The organism is Candidatus Eisenbacteria bacterium, assembly GCA_018831195.1.
Taxonomy (GTDB): domain Bacteria; phylum Eisenbacteria; class RBG-16-71-46; order CAIMUX01; family JAHJDP01; genus JAHJDP01.
In genome coordinates this window covers 1-12,479 of the sequence record JAHJDP010000040.1, presented here as the reverse complement: position 1 = coordinate 12,479, position 12,479 = coordinate 1, and the positions used below count along the sequence as shown (strand labels likewise).

11 protein-coding genes are annotated in these 12,479 nt (G+C 51.4%); 1 reads left to right on the top strand and 10 read right to left on the bottom strand.

Going from position 1 to position 12,479, the window contains the following annotated elements:
* A partial coding sequence (locus tag KJ970_08155; protein ID MBU2690890.1) for a group II intron reverse transcriptase/maturase occupies positions 1-441 on the top strand: 441 nt, incomplete at its 5' end.
* Between the two features lie 646 nt (positions 442-1,087).
* Here the strand turns inward: KJ970_08155 and KJ970_08150 are convergent.
* From KJ970_08150 to KJ970_08105, 10 genes are all read right to left on the bottom strand, one after another.
* Positions 1,088-1,813 (bottom strand): ABC transporter ATP-binding protein, encoded by a 726-nt coding sequence (locus tag KJ970_08150; GenBank protein MBU2690889.1) that lies wholly within the window; start codon positions 1,811-1,813, stop codon positions 1,088-1,090.
* Between the two features lie 22 nt (positions 1,814-1,835).
* On the bottom strand, positions 1,836-2,564 hold the full coding sequence (locus tag KJ970_08145; GenBank protein MBU2690888.1) for an ABC transporter ATP-binding protein: 729 nt from the start codon (positions 2,562-2,564) through the stop codon (positions 1,836-1,838).
* A 153-nt stretch (positions 2,565-2,717) separates the two neighbouring features.
* Positions 2,718-3,590 (bottom strand): branched-chain amino acid ABC transporter permease, encoded by an 873-nt coding sequence (locus KJ970_08140; protein ID MBU2690887.1) that lies wholly within the window; start codon positions 3,588-3,590, stop codon positions 2,718-2,720.
* The gene (locus KJ970_08135; GenBank protein MBU2690886.1) at positions 3,591-4,460 is read right to left on the bottom strand and encodes a branched-chain amino acid ABC transporter permease; all 870 of its coding nucleotides are present in this window, start codon (positions 4,458-4,460) and stop codon (positions 3,591-3,593) included.
* A 63-nt stretch (positions 4,461-4,523) separates the two neighbouring features.
* Entirely contained in the window at positions 4,524-7,079 is a 2,556-nt protein-coding gene (locus tag KJ970_08130; GenBank protein ID MBU2690885.1) for a hypothetical protein, read from the bottom strand.
* Between the two features lie 210 nt (positions 7,080-7,289).
* Positions 7,290-8,594, bottom strand: a complete 1,305-nt coding sequence (locus KJ970_08125) for a radical SAM protein (GenBank protein ID MBU2690884.1) — start codon at positions 8,592-8,594, stop codon at positions 7,290-7,292.
* Between the two features lie 47 nt (positions 8,595-8,641).
* Complete coding sequence (locus KJ970_08120; GenBank protein ID MBU2690883.1) at positions 8,642-9,787, bottom strand: ABC transporter substrate-binding protein; 1,146 nt, start codon at positions 9,785-9,787, stop codon at positions 8,642-8,644.
* Positions 9,788-10,197: 410 nt separating this feature from the next.
* The gene (locus KJ970_08115) at positions 10,198-10,422 is read right to left on the bottom strand and encodes a DUF2924 domain-containing protein (protein ID MBU2690882.1); all 225 of its coding nucleotides are present in this window, start codon (positions 10,420-10,422) and stop codon (positions 10,198-10,200) included.
* A gap of 207 nt (positions 10,423-10,629) precedes the next feature.
* Entirely contained in the window at positions 10,630-11,256 is a 627-nt protein-coding gene (locus tag KJ970_08110; protein ID MBU2690881.1) for a hypothetical protein, read from the bottom strand.
* Positions 11,257-11,331: 75 nt separating this feature from the next.
* A complete protein-coding gene (locus tag KJ970_08105; protein ID MBU2690880.1) occupies positions 11,332-11,628 on the bottom strand; it encodes a hypothetical protein in 297 nt (98 codons plus the stop codon).
* Positions 11,629-12,479: the final 851 nt, after the last annotated feature.

The following is a 12,479-nucleotide window of genomic DNA, read 5'->3' as shown; positions in this document are numbered from 1 at the left end:
GATGATCGTCGAGGAGAAAATCCCGTGCAGAAGTTTGATTTTCTGGGATACACATTTCGTCCACGGCGTTCAAAGAATCGTTATGGTAAATTCTTCATAAACTTCACACCGGGTGTCAGTCGCAAGGCTTGCAAGGCCATGCGACAGGAAATTCGCCGGTGGCGTCTCCACCTTAAACCGGACAAGCAAATAGAGGATTTATCTCGAATGTTTAATCCGGTCATTCGGGGCTGGATCAACTACTTTGGGGGCTTTTACAAGACAGAATTGTATTCAGTCCTGCGACACATGAATCGAGCCTTGGTGCAATGGGCTCGGCGGAAGTATAAGAGGCTCTATCGTTATCGCAGGCGTGCAGAATATTGGCTTGGAAGAATCGCAAAGCGAGAACCCAGGCTCCTTGCGCACTGGCAGATGGGGGTTTCGCCATCGGTGAGATGATGGGAGCCGGATGAGCCGAGAGGTTCACGTCCGGTTCTGAGAGGGCCTGAGGGTGAAATTCCCTCGGGCTACTCACCTACGGATCGTCGTGCGCAGCTTTCGGGCGGGGGAACGCGTGGAGGCCAGCATCACCAGGTACCTGACCACGAAATTGAAGCTGGTGGTCAACGAGCAGAAGAGCCGTGTGGTAGCGAAGCATCCAAAAGCCTTGACAGAAGAGCCTGCCGTTTCTTTTCTGCATTTATTATTCGTTTTCTGTTTGACATCTTGATCCAAGATAATACTATTAGGATCAAGATGTCAAGTCCTGAACAGAAAAACTTGAAAGACGCCGGGTCGGGGGGCTTCCTCTCATTCACACAACCGCGAAACGGATGAGACTCAGGGAAATTCTGTGTAAATACATCCGACCCCATGGAAGCGAAACAATCCCCGCCGGACCTCACCGGAATACGCATCCGCCTCCGCAAGTATGCTGGAGCAATCCGTCGCCGGGTGGGAATTGCACCCACTGGAAATTGCCGCCTTTGCACGGCGCACAATATTGGGACATTATGCGTGTGCGCTTCCCATTCTCCCAGTGGTTGACCGTCCTGTTGACCTTTCCCCCTTCACTATGCCACATCGAGAGGGCGGAAAGGTCAAATCAAAGAAATACCCTCCGCAGCTTGTCTGGATCGTTCTTAAGCGCTGTCGGCGGGCCTCCGTAGGTCACTTCCCCGAGTTTGAGGCAATACACCCAATGGCAGATATTCAGGACTTCACGGACCTTCTGTTCGACGATCAGAATACTGATCCCCTCATCTCGGTTTAGTTGCTTAATGCGACCGAGTGCTTCAGTAATCATGTTAGGTGATAGCCCCAGAGATGGTTCGTCGAGTAGAAGCAGGCGAGGGGATAGCACCATGGCGTTCGCCAAAGCCAACATCTGCTTCTCGCCACCGGACAATGTTCCTGCCTGTTGTTTCAATCGTTCTCGTAGTACAGGAAAAGCAATCAACGCCCGTTCGATTCCCTCCCGTCGGGACGCTCTGTTCGGGAGGATCATACTGCCAACATCCAGATTCTCGTGCACACTTAGGTCGGTGAACACCCGATTGCCCTGGACGATGTAGGCCATACCGCCGCGTAGTAGATCGCGGGGCTTAGCGCTGTTGAGTTTCCGCCCGTCATAAATCACCGCTCCAGTCCAGACCGGTAGCATACCGAATACAGCTTTCAGCAAGGTGGACTTACCAGCTCCGTTGTGACCAATCAATGCGACGATGCTTCCGCTATTAACCTCAAGATCCACGCCGTTCAGCACCTGTTTCTTACCATAACCGGCAACCAGCGCCTGTGTCTTCAGCAGTGCCGTGCCACCTTTGTTCATTCGAGTGAATCCGTGGCTGTGGTCATCCCAAGTACGCCTCCATGATCTCGGGTCTCTCCAATACCTCTCTCGGGCCACCTTCTACTATGACCTTGCCGTCGTCCATCACGATGATATGGTCTGCAACTTGGCGAACCGCCTCGATGTCATGTTCAATGAACACGATCGCTTTCCCCTGTTCACGCAAAACCTGAAGACGATCCAGAATCTGATCTATCATTTGCCGGGCGACGCCTGCAACCGGCTCATCCAACAAAAGGATCCTAGCCTCAGTTGCCAAACAGACGGCAAGAGTTAGAAGCTTCTGCTGCCCGTAAGATAATGCACCAGCTATATCTTCGGCCTTCTCCTTCAAACCTACGAATTGCAATAGCTGCATCGACCGCTCACGGTTCTCGACTTCTTCCTTTTCCACACCATACCGTATCAAGGCCGGGAGGAATCCCTCGCCCTTTTGGTTCGGTCGCGCTGTCAAGACGTTGTCTATTACCGATACAAACGAGATAAGGCGCAAATCTTGAAAAGTCCGAGCCACGCCCAACCGGGCGATCCGATGCGGAGCCATATTTGTCGTTTCAGTTTCGCCGATATAGTGATGTCCGCTATCTGGCCGTAAGAAACCTGTAAGGCAATTGAGCAATGTCGTTTTGCCTGCGCCATTCGGTCCTATGATAGCCGTGATACCCGACGGCGGAAACGATAGCGTTACGCTGTCCAGTGCCTGAGTACCGTCAAACGCTTTAAATATCATATCGCACTTATACATAACGGATCAAGCTATGCCACATAGGCATGGAGACACAAGAACAGCAAGCCTCAAAGATGCGCGCGAGACACAAGAGTGCCGCATCTCTAGTGGTCTGAAGCAGTCCTCCCCAGCCGCACAAGTCTACGTTCATTTTCGCTACCTCTCGAAGCCGTACTTGCCCACCAATCCTCGCGGGCGAAACATCATCATGATCACGAACAATGCACCGTAGAAGACTTGGCGCATGTTGGCAGCGACGCTGCTCGGCATTCCAATGAACCGTAACGCTTCTGGCAAGATCACCAGCACAACAGCACCAATGACCGGTCCCCATTTGCTACCGGCACCGCCGATGATCACCATTGAGATCACGAGAATGGATTCCATCATTGAAAAGCTTGTCGGGTCAATGTAAGTGATGTAGTGAGCATATAAGCATCCCGCCGAGGCGGCCAAGGCGGCGCTAACAGCAAACACTGCCACTTTGAAGTAAAGCGTGTTCTTGCCAAGCGATCTTGCGAGCACTTCGTCCTCACGAATGGTGCGCAAGACACGGCCAAAGGGAGAGGATGAGAGCCTATTGGCAACAATGATGGCAAGAGCTGCGAATGCCGAGCCGAAAGCGAGAAACTCGATGTGTGAATCCACTTTCCAGCTGAAGATGACCGGCTCGGGAATTCCTGGGATGCCCAACGGACCTCGGGTCACGCCCATCCAGTTGTTAAAGATACTGAAAAGAATAAACTGAAATCCGAACGTGGCAATGACGAAATAATCGTCGTGCAACCGCAAAGACGGAAATGAAACCACGAAAGACACTAGTGCAGCCATCAGTATTCCGCACACGGTGCTCAGCATAAACCCCAAACCGAAGCTCACTGCAAGGATTGCTGAACAATATGCTCCAATTCCATAGAATGCTGCGTGAGCGATGGAGAGCAGGCCGGTATGGCCGGCCAGCAAATCCAGCGATACTGCCAGAGTTGTATAAACCGTCATTATGACGAGAATGTGGAGAAAGTAGTCCATTTAGACCGCGATCCTTTTGAGTGGTTTGCCTACGAACCCCTGAGGTCTCGCACAAAGGAACACAATAAGAATTAGAAAAACGATTGCGTCCTGCCAGCGGGCAGATAATACCACAACCGAGAGCTGGGAAGCTCCAGCAAGCAGGAGTGAGCCAGCTACGATGCCGCCAAGGGTGTTTCCTCCGACAATCATCGCTACAACAGCGTACATTAAGGGCCGCATGCCCATGTGAGGAGTAGCACCCAAATCTGCAGCCGTAAGAACTCCTGCAATTCCACCGATACATGATGCCCACGCCATTGTGATAGAGTATGTAGAGCGCGTGGCAATGCCCACCACGCGTGCGAGTGACTGATCGTTTGCTAAGGCACGTATCCGTATACCGATTGACGTGCCGTGGAGAATAAGCCGAGTCACAACAATCCCAACGAAACCGATACATAGAGTCGTGATTTGCAATCCAGTCACACGGGCTCCCCAAATCGAGTACCCTTCTTGCACAGGCCAGGTGCGAAAGCTTAAAATAGTGTCCCCAAAGATTGCGGCCAGAACATTAATGATGACTGTGTAGAGACCAAGTGACACCAAGAGCATTATAAGCCCACTTGCGCCACGCCGGCGGATTGGGTTGAATAAGATGAGTTCCAAAATGGCTCCAACGACTCCAGTCAGGACAATGGCCAGCAGCGCCGATACAGCAAGGGGGAAGCCTAGGAGTCTAGAAAAAGAATATGTCAGATACGCTGCGAGTGGGAGAATCGCTCCGTGCGCAAAATGAAAGAAACGAGTTGCGCTGTAGACGATCTGTGCCCCGATAGCCACTAAGATGATAAGGGCAGCGGCATAGAGGGTATTAACTAGAATCTGCATTGTTCACCTACTCTTGCAAATCGGCTAAGCCTTGATCAGTTCTTGTTTGGCTGCTCCAGCCACTTACCGAAGGGAGTCTGGATTCGAACGTAGGGCATCGAGTTCCTGCAAGGCTTCTACTACCTCTTCGAATGACACTTCTGGGTACTGCAGTCCACGTATTTCCCGATGCTCCAGTAGCACGTCTAGGAATGCGCGCACTCCCCGGTAGTTCTTTTCCCAGTCCATTTCGCAGATGAGCCTCATCCCCTCCATGCTCATGCGATGAATTCCGGCAATAGCGCCCCCTGACGCACTCTTCTTGGCACTATTTTTTCCCTCAAGGAGTTCGTGCAACACGAAAACTGCAATGTCTTCTTTCCGCTCCCTTAATGGAGGGATACTGAAAAAGTTTCTTGTTACTCGAAACACGACCGCAGGATTAAATCCCGCGGCGATCAGCTCTTCCCGATTCATGTTGGATCCCATGATCGCAAGGAGCTCTGCGCGTGGGGCAAAGGTACCACCGTCAGAATGCCGCACCATGTACTGATACGGCTTGTCAAAAAATCTGAGGAAAATCGCGTCCAGCTTTGGATCGAGCGTGCTGAATTCGTCCAGGAATACGCTGCCAGCGGTCAAATGAGCTGCCAGTACAGCCCCGCTGCGTCTTTCAGGATGCTTGCTCCCGCCGCAGAACTTCCCGAACAGAAAGGCATCCAACTCCGTCCGATCCCTCGCTTCACCGCAGTTCAACACGAAGTAGTTCGTAGGACAATTCGGCAGCTTTACTTTCATAGAAGCACCGTTGGTTGAACCTTCAATAATAATACTCTCTTCGGTTTTCTCTAGGTCCCCCCAACTATTAAGCCATTTCTGCCATTTTTCCGGTGAGTCATTGGTAAGCTCAAACAGGTCTTGCGCTCTATTTCGCGTCCACGCGATGGTGTTTACAAACGGTCTCTTCGCCAAGATCGGCAAACCCAAGAGATGAACGATCTTCGCTATGTTTTCCTTTCCGCAGCCAGGTTCACTGTATAGGAATACACACCTGAAATCTGTTTCCGTTCGACTATTATCCTTGCATGTATGACGATTCCCAACCAGGCGGCACATCCGGTCAAGTATATCGGTGACTTTGCGGCTTGCCCCGACCATTTTGTCGTTGTCGAGCAGGTCTGCTACGAACTTAGAGCCTTTCCCTGCCTTACTTCTATTGCTGGGCAGTACATGGCTCAGATTTTCTTCAAACCAATATCGCCATTTGTTGACATGATGAAGTACCTCGTCATCGATCACACAACATTCCCGTATGATGTTTTCGGTCAGGAGAGATACAGGGGTGTGTCGATGCGCGAGAGCCAATTGTTCGATTCTGGCGAAGCAGGCCACCACTGACTGAAGGGTATCAACCTGCTCGGCCAGCTTCTTCAAAACGCTCTTCAGTGCTTGCTCGCCACCGTTCCCGCTCTTCACCGCATAGCCAGCGATGTAATTAGCAAAATCGCAATACTCGAATCCAATTGATTCTCCGTTGCTCGACGGCCGTGTGTAGAGGGGGGCAATACAACTCAAAATGGCCCCGCAGGAAGCGAGTTCCCCATACTTCCCTTTACTCTCCTCGCTTTTTGCGCCATCCGAAAAGATGCCCAGGTGCAAAGCGAAATAGTTGGCGACCATGAATGTTCGCAGTGCCGCGGCCCGCGTCGCGATCCTTGAAAGTTGCGCTTCTTTTTTGCCCACCTTAGGAATAATATTAGGCGCTGCTTTGTTGATGCAACAAATCAAGTTCGTCCATTGATCATTTCCGAGGAGTGGGGTCTTTTTCTCATTGGACATCTGGGCTAGTTTAATCTTAGCTTTCTTTTTTGCACAATTAACGGATGGCTCATCTGCCGTGATTCGCGCCGCGATAAATTCCTTCAGCTGGCATTTGTCTCCAGCCAGCAACCAAAGACTTTCAATCTTAGGTTCAAGCCCATCGAGGAAATCATCCACGTCATCCGAGGTTGTAAGCCATTTATGCAACCGCTTGCAGACTCTGTAGTCGATGAAAAGGAATTGAGCCTTTCGATTCTTTTGCTGAGCCTTTCGATTCTTTTGCTTACCATCATTAGGTAAAAGCAGCGCCTTTGCTTCCAGTGGAACCATCTTTTCAAAGCACGCTCCTGTATCGCACAAGCCATCCCTGTCATCCGATAGCCCTAGCATGACCAGAAAGGGGCGATTCAGAAATGGATTGGATGCGAGGTGTGATCGCGTGGGCAGTTCGGAGCGGTAGAAGGAGAGGAATCGCTTCCGGGATACTTCGGTCAGTGAGTTCCAGCCATCTTTTCCATAACGGAAATACTCCTGCTGACTATTTTCGAGCAGCAATGTGTTCCATCTACCCAATAACCCGCACCCATAATGCACTGCCGCGGCCAGTGGGATCTTAAGGCTACCCGTGGACTTGAATGCGGTTGTTTGTAATGCGCAGTAATTTAGATAGGCAGTATATGCGTCCCAAACAAACGGCTCGTTTCGAGCAGCCACTGCCTTGCAAACAAGGGAGATAGGGTACTTATCATTGATTTCTGGGCGTTTCGCAATGTGATCGCGGAACTCCATCCAATTCCAAATTTGCTTATGCTCGGTCATTAGTTTTCCATTAGATACATGATTCAGAATGGTTGTTACGGAGCGTCGAGAGAGTGATTTGGCCCTCCATTGCCTCGCTCAGTTCCTTGGGCAAAACCACAGGGACTATTTCTGCTTGAGTTCCTGATGTTTCGCGCTGCTCTTCAACCAAAGACCTAGTCTTGCTCTTCTCCTTGATTATGTCGTTGTCCTGGCACAAAGTATCTGGCTTCATAGTTGACTCCTTCTCTGTTTGCTCTGCGACTGGAATTTTTGCTCCACAAGGGCATCGTAGACCGTCGAACCGAATAACACACTGGCTTGTCCCTCTATTGAACAGTCATGGATCTGAAGGATCGCCTGCCTCAGCAACGAACGCTTCACTTCGCAGAGCTTGGTGTCCACGTGGCCGGTCGGCGCATGCAGTTGATGGTGTAGTGGACAACCGCCGCCACACACGCTCCGGGCAAAACAAAGTTGGCACTCAACGAAATAGTCGGCTCCACGTTCAGCCAAACTCTCACGACGCGGTTCATCCATAATAAACCGGCCACACGTCACTGCACCCATAACAAAATCTGCGGGCCCTTCAAACCCTCGCTGCACTTTATAGCAGGAACTAATCGACCCATCGGGATTGAAGTGCAGCCGATGACCTTGGGTTGAAGTGCAGAACTTAGTTCCCGGTGTCAACAACTTCATGAAAGCTGAATTCACCAAATACACGCCTAGATTCTGAGCGGTTTCCAGGACATCCGGGAAGTTATCGATATAGTGTTGTAGATCAGGCGGGCTTTTGTCGAATCGCGCTCGGCCAAATAGATCCACGAGTTCAAAGTGCACAAACCGCACACCGAGAGATGCCCAGTATTCAATTGCTAGCGGTAAATTGCGGACATTTTGTCGCGTCAGCGTGGCGCGGACCTGGAACAGTGCGCCGCGATCTGCAAGCCTTCTGATGAAGCGCTCCACCCTTTGTGATGAACTTCGGCCTCCGACGGTGGGGCGTTGTGAATCATGATCAGTCGGAATACCATCTGATGAGACAGTGAAATCGAAACCACTGTCGATGAGCCAATCCTGAAGGAAATCCGGGCATATACCGTTGGTTGTTATATGGAAGGAATATGGGACGCCAGCTTCTCCAAGAAACTGGGCTGCAGCCTTCAGACAATCAGGTTTAAGAGTTGGCTCGCCGCCGAGGAAGGAAACGTAGAGGCGGTCTATATCCCGTTGAAGGCAACCGCCGAGGATTGTCTCTACTTGTTGGCAGGTCATTCCCTCCGCCCCATTCGCCTTCGAGTGTCTATTGGCCTCGGCGTAGCAGTAGGTACAGCCCAAATTGCAGCGATTGGTTAAGACCAACACTGCGGTGAGCCACTTCGGTGGCGGCAGGCGAGAGGCTTCTACTTCTTCAAGCGGCTTTGTTGGAGCACAGAGCTCCTGCTCGTCCGATGACGAAACTTCGAAGACCAGGGTTCGGAGATTTCGTGCATCCCATATCAGGTAGTGCGGGCCATCCCAAATAGCTGGCATTCCATGGTAGAGGCGATCCCGGGGACAATCGGATGATGCTGGTCTAATCACTTAGCCACCTCGGCGAATTCGCCGTTCCGAACTTCCTTGATAGTAAGCGGCTTGAATACATCTCCATTCTCATCAAATGAGATCTTACCGCCATTGACTACCGAGAAGTCCTTCATCGCGTACAATGCATCTCGGATGCCTTCACCTGAGTAGCCTCCGACTTCAATGGCTCGCTTGACGATGTACATCGCATCGTATCCATTGGCAGCAAACATGTCGGGGAGGCGATCGTACCTGGACTTGAACTTGTCAGTGAACTCTCTAATATGAGGAATCTCACTCTGCGGGTTGAATTCGGGGATTGCAAACTGTAAGCCCTCGGCTGCGTCGCCTGCAGCAGTCAACAGGTCTTGGCTTTCCATGTTGTTGGATATGAAGGTGGCGGAAAAGCCAAGTTCCTTTGCTTGCTTCAGAAATGAACCGACTTCCTTGGGGACCCCCAAAATGAAAACCGCTTTGACGCCTAGGTTTTTGAGCTTTGTGATTTGGGCACGGAAATCAGTAGTGCCAGCATCGAAATACTCCACAGCCGCGACCTTGCCACCAAGTTCTTTGAAACGATCTTCGAAGACTTTTCGAAAGCCTTCACCATAATCGGTGGTGATTTGAAGGATTGCAATGTCACGAATTCCAAGGACGTTATAGGCATGTTCGGCCATCACCAGCGATTCCGCCGAGCCCGAAGCCCGGTTTCGGAAAACAAAGTCACCTGCTTGAGTGATATTCGGTGACGCCCCACCCGGTGAGAGCAGAACAACATTTCGCGCATTTGCGACCGGAGCGGCGGCCATGACCCCACCACTCGAAGCCGGTCCGATAATGACGGGAACTTTTTCAATGGCGATCAGTCGTTGCACGGCGGCCACAGCTTGTTTGGGGTCAGAACCTTCGTCCTCGACAACCACCTCAACCGCTTTGCCTTTGATGCCTCCGCCTTCGTTGATTTCATTCACCGCCAGCATGACACCATCTTGGACGTTCTCACCATAAACAGCGTGTGTTCCAGTCAGAAGTGCGGCCACACCAATCTTAACAACCTTCGGCTCCACGCTGGCAGTCTCTACCCTTTGATTCGAGTACCAGATCACTCCGGTAACCACTACGACAACAACGATCAGCCAGATAATTGACCGCTTCTTCATTTTGCTCTCCTATCCTTCGGCCTTACACAAGCTGGAGTTCACCGTCAGTCCCGGCATTTAGCACTTGGAGACTTTCCTCCTCTAGTGGACAGTCTTTCTCTCTGAATAGGGTGTAGACCGTTGATCTCCTATCGTTTAGCACGGGGCCGGCTTGGAGCGATTTGCCCCCCAGCTCCCCTTGGGTGCCTATTTTCCTGCTCGAGGGTGCCGCGGACAGAAATCGACCTCATTGGAAACCCAAGGAGACGAGATCTCCGACGCGGATGACCTGTAAGTCCCCCCCCGATCTCATGACCAGTGAACCTCCCGCGGCGTCCGGTAGTCAAGTGCCTGGTGCAACCGCTCCTCGTTGCAGAAGGAGGAAATACGCACCCAAGCTGTCCCAAGTCTCCCGCCCATCCCCGTAGTCTTTAGTAGACCTCTTCGTACTTCACCGAGCGCCGCAGCCCGAAGGGAGAATAAGAGAATTTTCGGGAAATTGGGAGTAGAAAGAGAACAACGGCTCGGATCCCGAGCACGCTACGGCGGATAGGGGAACGGTAGACCTCTCCCTCGAACTCAAATCCTTCATCCAGCAGGACGTTGACGGAGATCGTCCTGCCGCGATAATTGCGAGTGATCACAGTCACGGGCATGGGAAGCCGTCTGTCGTGGGATGGCCGGTATCTGTGGACCTCGGTTCGGCCTCGAGGAGCGATCAGCCGCAGATCGGCCTCGTTCGCCATTTCATCGCTTTCGTAGCTGATTTTGTGGGAGGGGACAGGTTCTTCTCTGGGAGAATCACCTCATACGCTACACGCTCTTCCTCTTCAGACATTCTTGGCGCAAATAATCCATCTCCTTTAGCTCCCCGTTTGCATCTTTGAACCGCCAGAAGGTCCAGCCGTTCGTTTGGGGGTATTTGCGTCCGGCCGTACCCCGACAACTGTTGCACGGGCCATGCGCGCCGCGGTGGATAGCGAGTCGTACGTTTCTCCACAACAGGAAATTTGACCATCGTTTCGGATCTGCGCAGTCAGTAGCCGATCCTTGTTGGTTCTCTCCAAATCCAACGGGGGGCGAACAAGGCCAGCTTCAATTAGATTCAAAACCGATATGCCAATTGGCGGTTTGCCGATTTTCGGTTCCGGGCTGACATTTCTGGATTTCAGATGCCCGTCGATTGCTTTTCCTGAAGACATTCCCGATATTGTCTCGACGGGAAAATCCAGTTGAAGTCTGGCACGCGCCAGCGACGCCCGTATCTCCTTGGGAGATAAACTGGGGGTTTGCTTCTTGATGAGGCGAATGAGGCCTGCGTCTGTGTCAGTGGCAAAGAGATTTTCGATCGCGATGTGTACTTGTTTGTCCACATAGTGAGCGTTCCAGTGAACTTCGATTCGGTTCTCCTCCATGCGGATTTTCGAAAGAAGCCCGAGAGTTTCTTCAGCGGGCGACTGTTCCTGCGTGACCCTGATGGTGCGGAACAATTTGTCTTCCACCGCTACTGGGGGCATGTGCGTGTGTGCCAGGCATGGCACAGAGCGAGCGTCCAGATCTGGCAATCAGTAACGCTGAGCAGATTCGCCCGGATCGCGTTCGCGACGGTTAACCCTAATCCGGCAAAAAACATGAGTTGATGCGGAGGAAAAAAGTTGAAAATGGGCTTCCCATTTCTTCAGCGCCAAGCAAAACAGACCCGCTTTTGCTATCCAAAAGTGACCCATGTGTGAATCCACTATTCCTTGTGAATTTTGTTTTTTCTTGATGTTTGTTTGATTATTTGCGAAGAGGTTTGTGGAGCCATTCAAATTGTTCGGATGGACGTCCCGCATCCACTGCCATAATGATCTGTGCTTCAAACTGTTCAATCTGAGAAGCCTTATTGCTCGAGTTGCGACGTCTTTGAGTGCTTCTCCGTTCCTGGTTGTATTCTGGCTTCAACCAAGAATTCCAAAGCTGGCTTCTGAGACTGCGCCGGTGATGAAACAATCTAGACCGTGGACACGCTTAGAGCATATTTCCACATCCCGAAAAGGGATTGCGGTGCTCCATATCCGACAATGCGTGCAACTGGAAAATTGAAAGCCGCTCTGTGTGATATGGGCCCGGCAAACGCGACTCGTCTATCCCCATGCGAGACAAAGGAGTACGGCAATAGGTCTTAGTATGGTGAACACCACAGCGTCGTCGATGGCGGCATATTAGTCTTGTCGATATAACACACTCCAGCCATTCTGGCACGCATCACGCCTCAGTCTGAGCCTGAAGATCGAATCGTCGATGCGCGGGCAACGCACAAGCTTTCATGACGAGTACAGCGACATCAAGGAACGAAGCCCGTAGTATTGCACAAAAACCGGGAGTAGATGTCGAGTGTGAAAGTTGTCTGTGTTGGCCCGGGCCAACAATTGATTATCCTGCCGTGAACTGTGACTCATGATGTAATTAGTGTAATCTGAGGAAGCGGAGTTGTCAAGACATTAACATTCATCAACAGATCCATTGCGGTTATGTCTTGGTGGGTCGGTTTTAACCGGCAGAGGTGGGTCTATTCTCGTCGGCGCTCAAGATGTTTTTTCGGTTGTAGACATTACCGTTCAACCGAGAAAGGAAAACCCATTTCCAATGAGACGAAGAAAACGCATTATGAGCCGCCGTGTCAACAAGAATCTCCGGATTGAGTTCGGAGATGAAAAGCTAACCTCCCATG